Genomic DNA, 17986 nt, shown 5'->3' on the forward strand with positions numbered 1-17986 from the left:
AAAATAAGATATTATGAAATTTGATATAACAAAACACATTGGAAAGTTTTACCTCTGTTTGCTAATGTTGCTTACAACAGTGGGTTGTTCCGATTTTTTGGATGAATCCGATCCATCAAATCTAACTCCGGACAGTTTTTACACCACAGCCAAACATGCGGAATCCGCTATTGCAGCCGTTTATGCGGATGCTAGGTTTGTGGGTGATGGTGCGGGGATCTTCTCGTCTAACTGGCAATTATTGGAAGCGGTTACAGGTACCTCTACCACGCAAACGGCCCAGAATTCAGATTTGAACAACTTGTATTCCTTGTCCTACGATGCAAATACATTACATATCAGGAACTGGTGGCGAGGAGTGTACAAACTTATAGCCAATACCAATTTGGTACTTGAAAATGTGCCTGGTATTGATATGGATGAGGCACAGAAGAACAAAGTATTAGGGGAAGCTCGGTTTTTTAGGGCTTGGGGTTATTTTTACGCTGTTAGACTTTGGGGCGATGTTCCCTTGATTACCTTGCCACAGAGCGCTTCTTCAGAAGATTTTAATCCTACCCGTAGTCCTCAAAAAGCGGTTTACGATCAAATTGTAGCCGATCTGTTGGCCGCTGAAGGTGCAGGCCTGTCTTGGACAGATGAGAGTGGTAGGGTTTCACAGTCTGCTGTAAAATCCTTGTTGGCCAAGGTATATCTTACTATGGCCGGGAATCCTCTTAATGAAACGGCACGCTATGCCGATGCCGCAAGCAAGGCCAAGGAGGTTATAGACAATGCAGGACCATTGGATCTTTTTGATACCTATGGTGAAGTTCATGATGAAACTTTGGGCAATATGGTAGAACATGTCTTTAGCCTACAATACAATGATGAAGTGGCAGGAAACCCTATGGGCAATATGTTCCCTAATTTCCAACCAGTAACCTATAGAGGACCATCCGGAACAGGAAGTACCGTACCGGAAATTGAGTTTTATAACTCTTATGAGGCCGGTGATCTTAGGGCTGTAGACCGTGAAGGTTGGTTTTACAGTAGTTACTATACCAATGGTAGTGGTGAACTTTTTGATTTAGGTGCTCCCTATATTTTTAAACACTTCAATGTTATTGCCAACGGAACCTTTGGCGTTCCTGGTACTGCAAAGGACAACCTGAACATGCCAATAATCCGCTTTGCCGAGGTATTGTTGATTTATGCCGAAGCCTCCAATGAGGCGACAGGTCCAAATCAAGATGCAGTTGATGCCTTGACAAGGATAAGGGATCGTGCGCAGCTGACCACTCCGCTTCTTGGTGCATTTACCCAGGCATCTTTAAGAGAGGCTGTTTGGAAGGAGAGATGGCACGAGCTATGCTACGAGCAAATTACATGGTTTGATATGGTACGCCTTAGAAAAGTATTGAACAGTGAAACAGGGAATTTTGATGATTTTGTAGGGCATGTGAACCTTAGTTCGGATCAGTCGCTGCAAGAGAAGCATTTGTTGTTTCCTCTTCCAGAGCAGGAAATGATCAATAATCCAAATTTAACACCACAAAACCCGGGGTACAATTAATAAGGCACCTAAAGAAATATTAATCCGTAGGGTTATATGGATTAAGATTTTTGTTTGAGTTAATTAGTTTTGTAATTTTAAAAGGCAGTATCCTCAATCGGATACTGCCTTTTTGTTTTGCTTAAGTTAAAAGCCAATTGTAATGAGGTGTCCTTGGCCTTAAACTCGGATTTTATTCTAAGTCAAGATCGTTTTGCCTGGTTGGGGCCAATATTAAAAAGAACTATTGCTAGCTAGTCCAAGTGAAAAGTATGGATAAAATCATTGCCGGTAATGAAGTCAAGCAGTACAATTAAATTGGAAAATAGGGCGTACTACCCAATCTTTTTTAGTTTATAGGAAGGTAGCGCCGGAGATTTGCTTTTAATTTCAAAGGCGTTATTTAGTTCATTGATAAAGTTGGACGGAAGAATACCCAATCGTTTTTTAAAAGCGGCATTAAAAGTGTTTAAATTGTTATACCCAAGTGAAAAGGAAATGTAACTTAATTTGCTGTTTCTAAACTCTATATCCTTGAGTAACTTGGGAAGTAAGTAGTTTATTCTTAATTCGTTGATATAGTTATTGAAATTGGATTTCTTTTCCTGGTTTATTACTTGGGAAAGGTATTTCGGATTAGTTTTTAGTTGTTCGGAAAGTTGATGTAAATTACAATTTGGGTCCAAGAAAAAGTTTTCGTTTTCCAGTTTCTCCAATTTGGTCAATATAATATTCTTAATATCCTTATCTATTCTAGGTTGTGTTTTAGGGATATCTGTAGTTTTTCTTTCAACGGACCATTGGGTCTCCATATGTTGAAATCCACTGATTTTTTCGCTCATTCTTAGTTGTATTTCTGCCAGATCGATTGTTCTTAGTAACAGTAGTCTATTTTTCTTCCTTACTTTCAGATAGGAATAAATGGAAATCGTACTAATAATAAATAGTAAAATGAGTACGATGATAATGGCCCGGAACTTTGCCTTCTGTGCCTTGTTTTCCAATTCCAGAATTTTTTTATTCTGCAAGACCTCCTTTATTTTTCTTTTGGTCTCGAGAATAATGATCTTTTGTTCCTTTTCATTGGTAAATAATGAATCGTTTATGGCTTTATATAGGGATTTATAATCGTCGGACTTGGAAGGTTGATTGGTTTTATCATACAGTTGGCCCAAAACATAACTATTACGTTTTACAACATCAAAAGCATCAATGTTTTCAGCAGCTTCAATGCTTTTTTCATAATTGGATATCGCCTGGGCAGTGTCCTTGATCTGCAAATATAATTCGGCCTGTATGGTAAGCGCCCGTGGTATCCTAAAAAGATAATTATTCTCAAAATTAATTTCCAATGCTTTTGAAATGTGGGTCAACGCCTTTTCGTGTTCCCCAATAGATATATAAATATTGGCCATATTGCTGTGTACGGATGCCAATATATAACTGCCGGCAGGGGGGAGTTTTTTTTCAATTTCGAGAAAAAAGGCATAGATTTTCAAGGCTCCCTTAGGGTCGTTTAATTTTGCCGTCATTCGGGCTATTTCATCTATTTTTGGGTAGATGTATTGCGTTTTTTTAAGTTTAAGGATGTAGTGAAGACCTTTTAAGCAATAACTAAGGGATTTAGAATAGTTCTCAATCCGGAGGTAATAATGGGATAAGGCTGAATTGGCCTTCATCAAAAGATAGTCGTTTTTACTTTTTTCTGCACTATCCAATAGTCTTAGGCCCGCTTCCAGAGCCCTGTCATATTCTCCTCGTTCTGAATAGATGTACGACTTTAAAGTTGAAATATCGGCGTAAATCTCTGGATAGGTCTTAGCCCCAACTACTTTTTGGATTTCGAGGACCATTTTCATGGACTCCTCGAAATCACCTAGGACAAACAAAAAATAAGCCCTGTTGTAGTTTGCCTTAAGTACTCCTTCCTTAAACGCCAATTTCTCCGAAAGCGCCATGGCCTGATCGTTATAACCATTGGCAATTTCGCCAGATTTATAGATATAGGCCGTGTATAGATTCAATAAGGTCAGTACTTTTTCCTTGCCCTGGGCATGCTTATTTTTGTGGAGCAAGAATTCAATATCCAAAAAATCCTCCTTGAAACTATCCTTGCTTTTTACTAGGCTATGTACGGCATTTAAATAAGAGTCTACGGAATCTACTGGAGTTTCTTTTGCGCTTAAAGGATTAAATAATAAAAATAGAATACTCAGTAATGTGGTTTTGGTTAAGTTATTCATGGTTTATTTTTTTTAATACTCATTGCATTTTGGGGATTTTGATTTTAAAAGACCCTGATTGTCAATTTTGTTTTTTAAAAGTTCGCCAACTTCTAAGTTGAACATTTAAAGGGTAAAATAGACTAGGGCCCCTGATCAAAAGGGCAATATAGTATTGATAAATATAAGAATAGATATTTAAATATAATGTAAATATAAAGATAGGATTGTATTAATTATGCAAAGGTTTGCATAAAAACCCCGTTTCAAATATAAAGGAATCATGAATTCTTGATGCGAGAAAGTCTGCTGATTGTTTATTTACCCCTTCCATTTATCAAGAATGCCTAAAATAGATTTTAGCTCCAATCCCTGAAAATCCCTATCTTAGTATAGTCGGTACTTTCCTGCCACATTCCCCCAATCACATCTTAAACAAATTGTTGTATGGTATTAACACCTTAAAAAAATAATTATGAAACTAGGAGCCTTTTCAATTAGTCTAGCCGTCAAGGATCTAAACACATCCAAAGAATTTTACCAGAAACTGGGATTTACCGTGTTCGCGGGCGACCTAAAAATGAATTATCTCATCATGAAAAATGGCAACGCACTCGTTGGGTTGTTCCAAGGCATGTTCCCTAAGAACATCCTTACCTTTAATCCGGGTTGGGACGAGAATGCCAACACCCTGAAAACCTTTGATGATGTGAGAAAAATTCAAACGCATTTAAAAAGCAATAACCTAAAGTTGGAACAAGAAGCTGATGAAAAATCAACCGGACCTGCAAGTATTATGCTTAGCGATCCAGATGGCAACCAAATACTAATAGATCAACATGTTTAATCTGAAAATTGGGCCGTTGGAAATGTTCCTTATTTCAATCCTAACGAATACCCAACAGAAGAAAAAGTATTTTATTTTAATTCTTTTCCTATATACCTTTAGTGGGTGTACAGATGAAAAAGTCGCTTTTAACGGTCAAAAAGATTATGCCCAACACATCACGGAACTACAGTCCAAATATATTTTTGCGGAGACCAAAGATTTTCCAAACAATACCCAGCTTTCCTTTGCCATCATAAAGGACGGGATTACTAAATTTTATGGTGTAAAGCGTGAGAACGATACCATTTTCACTGTTATTAACCATGACAATGTTTTTGAAATTGGCTCTATCTCCAAAGTATTTACGGCTACCTTATTGGCGGATTTGGTGGTGAACAATCAGCTTAATCTGGATGATAATATCAACGATTATTTGGAATGGCCTTTAAAAGATGGTGTAGAAATAACCTTTAAACAGCTGTCCAATCATACCTCAGGGCTTCCAAGACTGCCCACCAACCTACTCCCGGATTCCATGGACCTGCAGAACCCATATAAAGATTATGATGAGAATAAGTTGAAACACTATTTGACCCAAGAGCTACAACTCAACCAAAATCCAGGGGAGAAATCGGAATATTCCAACCTGGGCGTAGGACTGTTGGGTTTTATTTTGAGTGAAATAGATAGTACCTACTATGAAAACCTACTCCAGACCAAAATATGTAGTAAATACAATATGGGCCATACCACAACAAATAGAAACCTTATTAAGGCCCAACTCATCAATGGACTGGATGTAAATGGCAAAGAAACTCCCAACTGGGATTTGAATGTCTTGATGGGGGCCGGTGGAATTTTGTCCTCTGTAGCAGACCTGTCAAAATTTGCGCAAGCGCAATTCAATGATTCCAACCAAGCATTGGCATTGACCAGAGAACCTACCTTTAACTTCCAAGCCAATAAAGCCGACATGGGATTGGGCTGGGCAATTATTAGAAACCAGCACGGGACAAGGTTTATGCACAGCGGTGGAACTGGTGGCTATAGATCCAATATAGTACTTGATATCGCAAACAAAAATGGGATAATTATTCTCTCCAATCTATCGGCCTTTCACAAAAACAATATGAATATAGACAACCTTGGCGAACGCTTAATGGGAACACTTAAAAAATCCAATTTAATTGCACAACAATAGCGCATAAAGGAAATAAGCCAACTCGGAGGCAAAAAAGAATTTTCCTTGCTCAATAGTTTTTATATATTTTTAAGTCCCCATCCTTAAAAAGCTTTATTGAATACCTGCCATTAATATGTTTAAGTTGACCCAAAAAATATGAAACATTTTTTTATCCCAATTCTTTTATTTCTATCCATCGGCAGTACAGCCTATGCACAAAATGAAAAATTGAATATCATAGTTTTTATAGCCGATGATGTTAGCTGGGACGATTTAGGATGCTACGGGAATACACAGGTCAAAACTCCGAATATAGACCAACTAGCGAAAAACGGATTAAAATTTGATAATTTCTATTTAACTGCAAGCTCATGCAGCCCCAGCAGAAATTCCATAATTACGGGCAGATACCCCCATAATACCGGAGCTGCAGAATTACATACCACACCCCCCTTGGATATGTTGTCCTTTCCTGAATTATTGAGAAACAATAACTATTATTCTGTCCTGGCCGGGAAATTCCATATGGGCCCTTATGCCAGACGTGGATTTGATATGATGTACGAGGGCCATAAAGACAATGGTGATGGGGGCGAAGAAAGTTGGGTAATCGCCCTAGAGAAAAGACCAAAAAAACAACCCTTCTTTATGTGGTTCGCATCCTATGATGCGCATAGGGAATGGGGACCCAATAAATTTTCGGGAACGCACCAACCCAACCAATTGGAACCCCCATTCTATTTATCCAATGGAGACGAAACCAAAGCCGATTTGGCCAAATACTATGATGAAATTAAAAGATTCGACTTCTATATAGGAGAGGTGGTCAAGGAATTGAAAGCGCAAAAAGAGCTGGACAATACCCTAATAATTATTATGTCGGATAATGGACGACCCTTCCCCCATAGTAAAACAAGGGTTAATGACCGAGGCATGAAAACTCCATTTGTAATGCATTGGCCGAAAGGAATAAAAAATAAAGGTCTTAGCAGCAATAGTCTGGTAAGTGCCGTGGATATTGCTCCAACGCTATTGACCTTGGCGCGAATAAATTATCCAGATCAATTTCAGGGACATAGCTTCCATAAACTTTTAGTAAATCCGGACCAAACATTTCGCAACTACATATTTGCCGAACACAATTGGCACGATTATGAAGCCCACGAACGTATGGTCAGGAATAAAGATTATATGTACATCCTGAATTCGAGACCCATGCAACCACAAAACGGGCCAGCAGATGCCGTGGGCAGTCCGTCCTTTAAGGAATTGGAAATGTTGAGGGACCAAGGAAAACTTTCTGCCATACAGGCCGATGTGTTTATGGTGCCAAGGCCCCATGAAGAACTCTATAATTACAGTCGGGATCCCCTTCAATTACTAAATATAGCCTCATTACCAGAGTACGCCGAAACCCTGAAAAGTATGAGAAAAGTATTAAACCAATGGATGAAGGAAACTAGCGATAATATCCCCGAAAACCTAACCAAAGACTGGTATCTTAAAGAAGCAGGATTAATTAAAACAGAGTTTCATAATGTAAGGGGAGAAATGCCAGGTAACAGTTTAAATGCCACAAAAAACAACGCAAAAGGGGCATTTTAGGCTAGGTTCCTTACCTTTGGTACTCCTCAAAAAATTCGGAAAGCAAATACTTAAAAGTCCTATTGATGATTCCACCTATAAGTGCCAAAGAATATATAATAGCTTTTCCCAACCCCCAGAAGTTCCATATATTTAAAGCATAAAACTTAGAATAAAAATGAACAACAAACAATTGACCATCACCGCCAGTATTTTGGCAAAAACCGAAAAGCGCGAATTTGTAAAGGAAGCCCTATTAAAACTTATACCTCCTACCCTAAAGGAGGAAGGCTGCCTAAACTACGATCTGCACCAGGACAATGAAAACCCCGATCGTTTTTTCTTCTATGAAAATTGGACCAGTTATGATCATTGGCAAAAACATAACAACAGTGCACATATAGCAGCCCACAAAAAGGCTACCGAAGGTGCCGTAGTAGAGGTAGTTATAGGTCAATTATCCCCTGTTAGTTAAACATTTTATATTTAAAAATGTAGTATCTTTCAAAGACCACGGTAAGCCTATTTACTGTGGTCTCTTAGTAAATATATAACCATGAAAAACGCCTTTTCACTATCCTTTTGTGTTATTTTGTTGACGCTTACAAGCACTTTCGCACAGAAAAAGCCAATAAAATTGGGAGTCGTTGGGCTTACCCATGGACATGTAGGGTGGATCTTAAGCAGGGAGGCAAAAGACGATATCATCATGGTAGGCATTGTGGAGACCAATCGCGATCTGGCGCAGCGCCTATCCAACAAGCACGGTTTTCCCATGGAAATAGTCTTTAATACCATGGAGGAGATGATTGCTGCCGTAAAGCCTGATGCAGTGGCAGGCTTTGGAAATATCTACGATCACTTGGCCATTGTAGAGACCTGTGCCCCAAAAGGCATCCACGTTATGGTTGAAAAACCCTTGGCGGTAAGCTTGGAACATGCCAAAAAAATGGAGGCACTGGCCAAAAAACACAAAATCCATTTGCTTACCAACTACGAAACCTCCTGGTATCCCACCAATCTAAAGGCCTATGAACTACTACGTGAAGGCAGTATAGGCGATCTTAGAAAAGTAATTGTTCGAGATGGACATAAAGGGCCCAAAAAAATTGGGGTAAGCCCGGAATTTTTAAATTTCCTAACCGATCCCAAACTCAATGGGGGTGGTGCTATAATGGACTTTGGATGCTACGGGGCCAACCTCATGACCTGGTTGCAACAAGGCAAAAGACCTAATTCGGTTACTGCCGTGACCCAACAGTTACAGCCCGAAAATAACCCCAAGGTAGACGATGATGCTACCATAATACTTACCTATGACAGTGCCATGGCCATTTTGGAACCTTCTTGGAACTGGCCCATTGGCCGTAAGGACATGGAAATCTATGGAGTAAAAGGAGCCATATATGCAGATAATAGACATGACCTCCGACTCCGAATTTCGGAAGGCTATAGCGGCTATAAAGAGGAAGCTTTTAAGCTAGGGGAAAGGGATACCCCCTACGATGAGCCCTTCGCCCTGTTCGCATCCGTTATTAGGGGGGAAACTACCCTTGGATCTTACGATCCCTATTCCTTGGAAAACAATATGATCACCATGGAAATCCTGGAGGCTGCCGTTCAGAGTTCAAAATCGCAGCGTACCATACAGCTAAAAAACTAGTAGTCCTTAAAAAAAGGATATCGGAAAAATAAAATTTTGTATCTTACAGTATATTAGGTCCGTATATACCACCTACCCTTCCCAGCCTGCATAAATCAACTTTATGCATCCATTGTTTTGTTAATTTCTAAAGCACATAGAAATGAGGATTACGATTCTTTTGCCTGTGGTACTTTTGGCTATTACTGGATTTTCCCAGGATAAACTCCCAATATTGGATATGCATTTACATGCCCTCCCCGCTTCTCTAAACGGGCCACCGCCCACTGCCATTTGTGCTCCACCAGAGGAAATGCCAGTACATGATCCCGCAAAATCATGGACCGAGGGCTTTAATGAATATCTAAAAAATCCCGATTGCGTGAATGCCATATGGGGTCCGGTTACGGACAAAGAGGTTATGGAAAAAACCTTTGCGATTCTCAAAAAACACAATATTTATGGAATAACCAGCGGAGCTTTGATCGATGAGTATATGGCCCAAGGAGAAAATCGCATAATTCCCGGGCTACATTTCAATTTTTTTATGGCCGATATTACTCCCGAAAAAGTACGGGAAGTTCTTTCTAGCGGAAAATATAAAGTATTTGGAGAAGTGGCCATCCAATACAATGGCATTTCTCCAAGCGATCCAAAATTTGATCCTTACGCCCAAATTGCAGAAGAATTGGATATTCCCATGGGCATACATGTTGGTACAGGTCCCCCTGGTGCGGCTTACCTTCCCGGTGTTGGGAATTATAGGGCCAAACTACATAGCCCCATGGTTGTTGAGGAACTTCTAATGCGCCACCCTAAACTTAGGATATATTTAATGCATGCCGGATATCCTATGATAGACGATCTCCTTGCCGTACTTTGGACACATCCGCAGGTATATGTGGATATTGGTGTTATTTGTTATGCCATACCCAGGAAAGCTTTTCACGAATATCTAAGGCGCATTTTTGATTCAGGATTTGGAAAACGGGTCATGTTTGGCTCCGATCAAATGAATTGGCCAGAAACTATAGAGGTGGGCTTAGAAGCTATACACACCGCCGATTTTCTGGATACCCAACAAAAAAGGGACATCCTATATAACAATGCGGCAAGGTTTCTACGCCTTAGTGATGAGGAAATTGCCATACACCACGGAAAAAAAACGAATTAACCCCAAAGGCATTGCCTATATAATCCAAACAACTTTACACTGCCTAATGTTTTCTTCGTTTTGGGCGTTCCCTCCTTCGTCGGTCGGGCCCTTGGCTATATCCCTGGCGTTGCTGCGGGGATGCCGCCGCGGTCCCTAACGCATTTCAAAAGATTCAGAGGAATCAATTGGGAAGTATTTAATTTATTGGAAAAATACATCAAAAACATATTCGAAATAAAACCCACATTTGGCCTTAATCCAATCTACTATCCCACCTCAATGCAAAAACACAAGGCTAAAATACGTGGGAATACAGAAAGACTAAAGATCTACCCACTTAAAATCATTGGGTACCGTAGCATCCAACAAATCCACTTTTAGTGACCTGGCCGTGCTTTCACCCATGGCAAAGGTGGTTGCCATATCCCCCGTTTCATAAATGGTAAAGCTTTTATTCCCTTTTAGCCACAAATTCACCTCATAAGTATAGGAACCATTTGCTTTTAATTGTCTAAAAACGGATACATATTCTATTGTGGGAAGGGCTTTCCATTTACCAACACCAAACGGACCCACACGATATTCTTCTTTATATTTTTTATTCTTCAGATCAAAGAAAATACTTTTTACACTCGAAAATAAAATTCCCTGAGCCGCACAGGCAACAGCAATATAAAACACCCTAAAATTCCAACTGTTGTCCATTCCCTTATCCGGGAATATTTCGAAACCAAAAAAGAACATGGCCAGTAAAATAACGGCCAAAGTGTAGAAAGCCGCAGCCACTAAGGTCTGCCATAGAGGCCTAAACCCTTCAGAAATAATTATATTCTTCCTGTCCATTGCTTATAAAACAACAAAAGCCATACGTTTCGTATGGCTTTTGCTAATTTATTAATGACAATAACCTAGGTTAATCTGCCAGCACTATTGCTTTATTGTTCTTCATCTCAACAGTACCACTGCTAATGGCAAGGATAGTATCCCCGTTGGAAGCTTTAGAGAACTTGCTCTCATAAGCCTCTTCGAGTACAATATTTCCTTTAATCCTTACCTTTCCCTCCTGTAATAGTGAAACTATAGGGGCGTGGTTGTTCAACATTTGAAATTCACCATCAATCCCAGGAACCGTTACCGCAGTAACTTCTCCGGCAAACAAAGTAGCCTCTGGTGATACAATTTCTAGATACATATTTTTATCGGTATTCAGTATTCAGCACTCAGTATTCAATCGCACCTTGGCAATTGCCACTGATTACTGCCTACTCATTTACGCTTCAGCAAGCATTTTCTCTCCAGCTTCTATAGCTTCTTCAATGGTACCTTTAAGGTTAAATGCAGATTCTGGAAGATGATCCAACTCGCCATCCATAATCATATTAAATCCTTTGATAGTTTCCTTAATATCTACCAAAACTCCTGGGATACCTGTAAATTGCTCAGCTACGTGGAACGGCTGGGAAAGGAAACGTTGTACACGTCTTGCCCTACCTACGGCCAATTTATCCTCTTCAGATAATTCCTCCATACCCAAGATGGCAATAATATCTTGAAGTTCTTTATATCGTTGCAATAACTCTTTTACTCTTTGAGCACAGGCATAATGATCTTTCCCCAATATCTCGGCAGTCAAAATCCTTGAAGTTGAATCCAAAGGATCCACCGCAGGGTAAATACCCAACTCGGCAATCTTACGAGACAATACGGTAGTTGCATCCAAGTGGGCAAACGTTGTTGCCGGTGCCGGATCCGTTAAATCATCCGCAGGTACGTAAACCGCCTGTACTGAAGTAATGGAACCTCTTTTAGTTGATGTAATACGCTCTTGCATGGCACCCATCTCTGTTGCCAAAGTTGGTTGGTAACCTACCGCTGATGGCATACGTCCCAAAAGGGCCGATACCTCAGAACCAGCTTGCGTAAAACGGAATATATTATCTACGAAGAAAAGAACGTCTTTCCCTTGACCTTCACCTGCACCATCACGGAAGTATTCTGCAATAGTCAATCCGGACAAGGCCACACGTGCACGTGCTCCAGGAGGTTCGTTCATTTGTCCAAAAACGAAAGTCGCTTTGGAATCCTTCATTACTTTTTTATCAACTTTGGATAGATCCCATCCGCCTTCTTCCATAGAGTGCAAGAAATCATCTCCGTATTTTATAATTCCCGACTCCAACATCTCACGAAGTAAATCGTTCCCCTCACGAGTACGTTCACCTACCCCGGCAAATACAGAAAGTCCACCATGTCCTTTTGCAATGTTGTTGATCAATTCCTGGATAAGTACTGTTTTACCAACACCTGCTCCACCAAATAAACCAATCTTACCACCCTTTGCATAAGGCTCAATCAAATCGATTACTTTAATTCCAGTAAACAAAACTTCAGTAGAAGTAGATAAATCCTCAAATTTAGGTGCATCCCTGTGAATTGGAAGACCATCTTTACCAGCTTTTGGCAAATCTCCAAGACCATCGATAGCATCTCCAATTACATTAAACAGACGACCGTAAACAGCATCACCTATTGGCATCTGGATTGCACTTCCTGTTGCTTTTACCTCAACACCTCTACTTAAACCATCAGTAGAGTCCATTGAAATTGTCCTTACGGTACTTTCACCAACATGGGATTGAACTTCCAATACTAATAGTGATCCATCTTCATTTTGTATTTCCAAAGAATCATAAATTCTGGGAAGGTCCGCTCCGGACTGAAATTCAACATCAACTACCGGGCCGATGATTTGAGAAACTTTACCTGTAACTTTAGACATTACTTGAGTATTTACGTTTTACTGTTATCTTTAAAATAAAAACAGCGCGACTTACCGCTTTGTTTTTAAGGCTGCAAAGATATGTTTTCCATTCTTAAAAAGAAATTGTTTTTTTAATTTTTATGGAAGAACTGATGTATCCTTTTTTCATTTGCTAAAAAATCTTCCTTTCCGCCCCTTTATTACCTTTTCCTCCTTTCTTAGCCAATGCTATTCAACATGAAAAAGTTTTCAAATAATGACTAATTTTCACTTAAACACAAAAAATTAAAATCATTTATATAAAAAAGCACCTTATAATTAAGGTGCTATATATCTGTTTAAATCAACTTTATTCTATTGAAGCGTTGAAGAATAATTTGTTGGATAGGCGCCTATATCCAATAAAGAACCTGATGCCTCAAAATTTGAACCATAAGCAACATCTATCGCTTTCATAAATTCATTGGCTATCAAAGCATAACCTCTAGCTGTTGGATGAACACCATCTAAAGAAAATGCACCACCCCTGACCAATACAGACGTTAAGATAAAATTACCACTGGTAACTCCTCCATCTGCCAATTTGTTCATTAAACCATTGGCGTCCACCAAACCCAAACCTGCTTGAGTAGCACTTGCTGCTATAGTTGTATTAAATGCAGTCGTTGCTGCTGCAATCTCTGCTTGTTCACTTGGCAATAAAACCCATTTATCAGCTAATGGTAAAGACACCCCTTCTACTGAAAATTGCCCAGCCAATGCTTGGGATAGTCCTCGGGACATTAAAAATTCTACTGAACTGGTGTTTACTGTACCAATTATAGATGAACTAGGCAATACAAACAAATCGTCAGCTGTAGCCTGCCTTGCTTGTCCGTAAGCTAAACCAAAAAGATCGGCTACCGTTGGCGCGGCTTCAACTGGCAAACCAAATGATTGTACAAACGCAGGAAACGCAGGACTTTGTTTCAATACTCCAGCAATTTGAGCCGACAAATCAACTAAAGATTTATCTTTAATCACAACCGCACTTGCCTCAGTTGTTGAAAAAACAATTTGTCGGTCTGTTGCGTTTGGAACTCCTTGACTCTCTAAAAAAGCAAACACCTGATTCAACTGACCAAACACACCATTTAAAGTTGGTATTTGATCAACATATGCTTGTAAACATTCATCATTAGGATCCAAAGGATTATAGGGTACGGTTGTAAAATGTGGAATACTTGTTACATCTGGAATATTTGCCACAACACCTTGTGCACCACCCGCCGTTACTGCTCCGATCAAAGTTGCATAAGTTTGGTTGAAACCAACACCCGGAGCTCCATCTATTGGGGTGATCGCACTAGATCCGTCTCCGCCAGAAAGGGCATACCCTAAAACATCATTAATACCAACCCAAAGTGTAAAAAAGGTTGGTGCTTGTGCAAGAACATCGCCTAAAACGCTAGCGCTAGGTTCTGAAGCCATTCTTACAAAATAAGGATTTGCTAACCCTAATGGAACGTTTGCCAAACTTCCATAACCTGGAGCTAATAAATGAAAACTTTTTGCGCCAGGAACGCCCATGTTATTAAATGGCCCTGTTGGATTATTTAATAAAAAATCTGTTGTAGAACTAGCTACCTGTGTATTGGTATCGTTAGGGTCAATTCCAAGAACAACAGGGCCGGTAAAGTCCGGGCATGCTGAATTGGAATCAGAATAAAAATAGAGTCTTGGAGCGAAAAGATTTTTTCCAGTTAGTGGATCTAAAACAGGACTTCCTCCTAATAAAAGTCCTCCAAAATTATCATTCATTAATGGTTGGGAAAAATTGCCACCACCAACCAATGAAAATTTTTGCGATAATAGATTAGGAAAAGAATTTTCCTGTGATGCAATAAATAACGCATTATCAGTGAAACCAGCAGTAAATGAATTTCCTATAGCTATATATTTGGAAAAATCAGCAGAACCAGCAGTCAATGCGGGTTTTGCTTCCTCTTCCACAACAAGGTTCAAATCTACATCTTCAGGATCGTTACAATTTGTAAACAAAAACAGTGAAGAAGCTAAGAATATATATTTTAAATTTTTCATGTCAAATTATGATTTGATTTCCGATTAGTTATTAATTGTCCAAGATAGGTAGTACATAGACCCAATAAAGCCTGTACCGAATGCAGTAAAATACTCATTGCCCGTAATGTTGGTTCCACCTAACTTAAAGGAAGATTTGATGCTTGGAACAGCGTAGCTAATTTGAGCATCAAGTGTATGGAATTCCGGCACAACACCATTGCCAAAAGTAGCTTCCCAAAAATAATCATCACTAAATCTGTATGCTAGATTAAAGCCAAAGTTTTTGAATAACTCTTCATTCCCAAAATTGGCTTTAAACTTATGTTCTGGAGTATTAAAATTCAACATAACATCTGGATTTGCTTCTCGATCAAAATCCAACTTTGTAAAAGTATAACTACCCCCTAAATCAAAATTACCAAGTACTTTCATGTCTAAACCAATAGAAGCTCCGTAAGAGTTAACATCTGCATCAGTATTAGTGTAGGCACTATAGCGCTGTACATCATCGTTCCTTATAGCATCTACAGATAGGTTGCCATCACCGGCAATACCATAAAAAGGTGCATCAACAACCTCTTGAGAAATGAAGTCTTTATAACTATTGTAATAGGCACTAAAATCAACTACAAGTTTATCTATCTTTCCTCTATACCCAACCTCAATTGAGGTAACCTGTTCGGGTTTTACCAATTCCGGATTTGAAACCTTTAAATCAGCCACGTTATTAGTAAGCTTAAAGGTCTCCACTGATTGCGCTGAATAGGCATTTTCATAAGCTGCCCTTCCTGTTTGTACTACTGATGCAGGCTGGCCTGCCAATTGACCAGTTGAACTTACATCATAGGTATCAGAATAACGGTTCAAATTATCAGGTGCGGAACCAACTAAAATTGCTCTACCTGCATCTAACCCAATAAATAAATCTTGTGTGGTCGGGTTTCTAAATCCAGTTTGCACGGAGGCTCTAATGTTGTGATCTCTATTAAGTGTGAACCCAGCAGAAATACGTGGCGATAGGAAGCCATCAAAAAATTCTGATTTATCATAACGTGCTGATCCTGTTAATTTTATGCTTTTCACATCAGAAAGTTCAATCTTTTTTTGAATTTGGGTATAAATACCATATTCAGAATAATCAATTGGACCATCAGTATCAGTATATATTGTACCGCCAGAATTTAAACTGTATTTTCTATTGGATCCTCCAATTTGAATTTCAGCAATATCAATCAAATGGCTAAAATTATAATTACCATCAGCATGGTAATATTTAGAGGCATCTTGAAACTTAGAACCTGTTGCTAAATCAGGATCATTTATACTTTTATTAAATGCAGCCTCAAATTGCGGTGTTCCTGGCAGGTAACGGCCCGTATCTGCAACGGCTCTCGCCTGTGCATGCTTTTGATCATCTGTTAAACCAGAAGGGTTGCCGGACAATTCTATTCCAGCATAAGTTGCTATATAATCTCCAAACCAATCTTCGTCGGATTTCCAGGATCTGTTAATGTTAATCCCCGTAAACACCATATCATAAGAGTCTCCTGCTTTATCCCCTACAACATATCCTCTTAAAAAGAAATTGTCATTTTTAATTTCTAGTTTATGTTGCTCTTGAAAAAAACCATTGATATTGTAACGGTTTGTTCCTTGATAGATAGTAGTACCGGTACCCACCTTACCCACGTAAGAGAACTCAAGGCTGTTGTCTTCAATTGGACGATAGTATAATCCCCAATCCGCTTTAATACTTTCAGCGTTATAGTTGGTTAAATCCCGCTCATTGTAACCTGTTCTACTTACCTCAACATTTGGAATAATTCCCAAACCAGATGCAGATCTAATGTTCGTGGAAACTTCATCTCCGTATATATTAATTCCATCATAGTTATAATCAGCTCTTGTTCTAGTTGGATCAAATTTATCAACCTCACTGGTTGCAGCCCAATCTGTCCCTTTTAAATATCCGAAGTTTACTTTACCAGCAAATTTATCAGAAAATTTATGCGCCGCACGAATACCAAAATCAGTATACGGATTAGTACCTGCCGACTCTTGAGAGGTGACACCTCTTTTTATAGATACACTAATTCCTTCATGATCAAAAGGGCTTTTACTTCGCATAAAAAGTATCCCGTTAAAGGCATTGGCACCATAAAGTGCTGAGGATGCCCCAGGAAGTAATTCAACACTTAGAACATCTGTCTCTATCATCCCCACTAAGTTTCCAATAGGAAAGTTTAGCGCCGGAGTAGAATTATCCATACCATCAACCAATTGCATAAATCGAGTATTGGCAAAAGAAGCAAAGCCCCTGGTGTTTACGGATTTAAAAGTTAAACTGTTAGTGTTTACATCTACACCCTTTAAATTTTCCAATCCGCCGTAAAAATCTGCAGCTGTAGTGTTTTTAATATCTTCCAATCCAAAACGTTCCACAGTAACCGGGGATTCAAAAACACGCTCTGGAGTCCTTGAAGCAGAAATTACCACCTCGTCCAAACTTGTCTGTTCTTCGTTTAAAGTAACCGAAATTGTTTGATTATTTTGTGTAATATTGGTAGTAGTACCCTCATATCCAATACTGGTAATATTCAATGTAAACGGGGGATTCTCAGAAGTATTCAATATAAAATTCCCGTCAAAATCGGATACTGTACCAATGGCTTTGCCCATAATTACAATGTTGGCTCCAGGTACGGGGTCATTGTTTTGATCCACCACATTCCCTTTAATAATCGTTTGTGAATGCGCCAACATTCCAAACATGAAAAAGAATAATAGAAGAGTTGATCTCATAAAGTTTTGAGTTAAATTAGTATCAGTTAATGATAAGATATCACCTTATAGCCAATATACACCAATTTTCAAATTAACAAAACGAAAATCAAATAAATTATGCATGCATAGTATTTTTTGTTCAAAATTTAACACTTTTTAATAGAAATTTGACAAAATATAGGTTGCAAAAAAATGACATCCATAAATAACGATCCTTTTGGACCATC

13 protein-coding genes are annotated in these 17986 nt (G+C 39.1%); 7 read left to right on the forward strand and 6 right to left on the reverse strand.

Annotated features, from left to right (window positions below):
• Nucleotides 1-13 precede the first annotated feature (13 nt).
• Entirely contained in the window at nucleotides 14-1555 is a 1542-nt protein-coding gene (locus tag KO529_RS19915; RefSeq protein WP_215949604.1) for a RagB/SusD family nutrient uptake outer membrane protein, read from the forward strand.
• Between the two features lie 314 nt (nucleotides 1556-1869).
• On the opposite strand, the gene KO529_RS19920 is transcribed toward KO529_RS19915, so the two are convergent.
• Complete coding sequence (locus KO529_RS19920; protein WP_215949605.1) at nucleotides 1870-3777, reverse strand: AraC family transcriptional regulator; 1908 nt, start codon at nucleotides 3775-3777, stop codon at nucleotides 1870-1872.
• A gap of 454 nt (nucleotides 3778-4231) precedes the next feature.
• On the opposite strand from KO529_RS19920, the gene KO529_RS19925 reads away from it, so the two are divergent.
• From KO529_RS19925 to KO529_RS19950, 6 genes are all read left to right on the forward strand, one after another.
• Entirely contained in the window at nucleotides 4232-4603 is a 372-nt protein-coding gene (locus tag KO529_RS19925; protein ID WP_215949606.1) for a VOC family protein, read from the forward strand.
• Complete coding sequence (locus tag KO529_RS19930; RefSeq protein ID WP_215949607.1) at nucleotides 4596-5786, forward strand: serine hydrolase domain-containing protein; 1191 nt, start codon at nucleotides 4596-4598, stop codon at nucleotides 5784-5786. The genes KO529_RS19925 and KO529_RS19930 overlap by 8 nt, the downstream gene beginning before the upstream one ends.
• 138 nt (nucleotides 5787-5924) lie before the next feature.
• The gene (locus KO529_RS19935; RefSeq protein WP_215949608.1) at nucleotides 5925-7373 is read left to right on the forward strand and encodes a sulfatase family protein; all 1449 of its coding nucleotides are present in this window, start codon (nucleotides 5925-5927) and stop codon (nucleotides 7371-7373) included.
• Between the two features lie 157 nt (nucleotides 7374-7530).
• Nucleotides 7531-7827, forward strand: coding sequence for a putative quinol monooxygenase (locus KO529_RS19940; protein ID WP_215949609.1), 297 nt, complete (start codon nucleotides 7531-7533; stop codon nucleotides 7825-7827).
• An 81-nt stretch (nucleotides 7828-7908) separates the two neighbouring features.
• Nucleotides 7909-9015, forward strand: coding sequence for a Gfo/Idh/MocA family protein (locus tag KO529_RS19945; protein ID WP_215949610.1), 1107 nt, complete (start codon nucleotides 7909-7911; stop codon nucleotides 9013-9015).
• A 142-nt stretch (nucleotides 9016-9157) separates the two neighbouring features.
• A complete protein-coding gene (locus KO529_RS19950; RefSeq protein WP_215949611.1) occupies nucleotides 9158-10168 on the forward strand; it encodes an amidohydrolase family protein in 1011 nt (336 codons plus the stop codon).
• 303 nt (nucleotides 10169-10471) lie between these two features.
• On the opposite strand, the gene KO529_RS19955 is transcribed toward KO529_RS19950, so the two are convergent.
• The 5 genes from KO529_RS19955 to KO529_RS19975 form a co-directional block, all read right to left on the reverse strand.
• Nucleotides 10472-10993, reverse strand: a complete 522-nt coding sequence (locus KO529_RS19955) for a hypothetical protein (protein ID WP_215949612.1) — start codon at nucleotides 10991-10993, stop codon at nucleotides 10472-10474.
• 70 nt (nucleotides 10994-11063) lie between these two features.
• Complete coding sequence (locus KO529_RS19960) at nucleotides 11064-11342, reverse strand: FoF1 ATP synthase subunit delta/epsilon (RefSeq protein ID WP_215949613.1); 279 nt, start codon at nucleotides 11340-11342, stop codon at nucleotides 11064-11066.
• A gap of 78 nt (nucleotides 11343-11420) precedes the next feature.
• Entirely contained in the window at nucleotides 11421-12929 is a 1509-nt protein-coding gene (atpD, locus tag KO529_RS19965; protein ID WP_215949614.1) for a F0F1 ATP synthase subunit beta, read from the reverse strand.
• 336 nt (nucleotides 12930-13265) lie between these two features.
• On the reverse strand, nucleotides 13266-14993 hold the full coding sequence (locus tag KO529_RS19970; RefSeq protein ID WP_215949615.1) for a G-D-S-L family lipolytic protein: 1728 nt from the start codon (nucleotides 14991-14993) through the stop codon (nucleotides 13266-13268).
• Between the two features lie 24 nt (nucleotides 14994-15017).
• The gene (locus KO529_RS19975) at nucleotides 15018-17777 is read right to left on the reverse strand and encodes a TonB-dependent receptor (protein WP_215949616.1); all 2760 of its coding nucleotides are present in this window, start codon (nucleotides 17775-17777) and stop codon (nucleotides 15018-15020) included.
• Nucleotides 17778-17986: the final 209 nt, after the last annotated feature.

The organism is Arenibacter algicola (assembly GCF_018860365.1).
GTDB classification, from domain to species: Bacteria; Bacteroidota; Bacteroidia; order Flavobacteriales; family Flavobacteriaceae; genus Arenibacter; species Arenibacter algicola_B.

Bases quoted from the DNA above. Each gene is read 5' to 3' on its own strand.
- KO529_RS19915 (WP_215949604.1), top strand. From the start codon at position 14: ATGAAATTTGATATAACAAAACACATTGGAAAGTTTTACCTCTGTTTG.
- KO529_RS19920 (WP_215949605.1), bottom strand. From the start codon at position 3,777: ATGAATAACTTAACCAAAACCACATTACTGAGTATTCTATTTTTATTA.
- KO529_RS19925 (WP_215949606.1), top strand. From the start codon at position 4,232: ATGAAACTAGGAGCCTTTTCAATTAGTCTAGCCGTCAAGGATCTAAAC.
- KO529_RS19930 (WP_215949607.1), top strand. From the start codon at position 4,596: ATGTTTAATCTGAAAATTGGGCCGTTGGAAATGTTCCTTATTTCAATC.
- KO529_RS19935 (WP_215949608.1), top strand. From the start codon at position 5,925: ATGAAACATTTTTTTATCCCAATTCTTTTATTTCTATCCATCGGCAGT.
- KO529_RS19940 (WP_215949609.1), top strand. From the start codon at position 7,531: ATGAACAACAAACAATTGACCATCACCGCCAGTATTTTGGCAAAAACC.
- KO529_RS19945 (WP_215949610.1), top strand. From the start codon at position 7,909: ATGAAAAACGCCTTTTCACTATCCTTTTGTGTTATTTTGTTGACGCTT.
- KO529_RS19950 (WP_215949611.1), top strand. From the start codon at position 9,158: ATGAGGATTACGATTCTTTTGCCTGTGGTACTTTTGGCTATTACTGGA.
- KO529_RS19955 (WP_215949612.1), bottom strand. From the start codon at position 10,993: ATGGACAGGAAGAATATAATTATTTCTGAAGGGTTTAGGCCTCTATGG.
- KO529_RS19960 (WP_215949613.1), bottom strand. From the start codon at position 11,342: ATGTATCTAGAAATTGTATCACCAGAGGCTACTTTGTTTGCCGGAGAA.
- atpD (WP_215949614.1), bottom strand. From the start codon at position 12,929: ATGTCTAAAGTTACAGGTAAAGTTTCTCAAATCATCGGCCCGGTAGTT.
- KO529_RS19970 (WP_215949615.1), bottom strand. From the start codon at position 14,993: ATGAAAAATTTAAAATATATATTCTTAGCTTCTTCACTGTTTTTGTTT.
- KO529_RS19975 (WP_215949616.1), bottom strand. From the start codon at position 17,777: ATGAGATCAACTCTTCTATTATTCTTTTTCATGTTTGGAATGTTGGCG.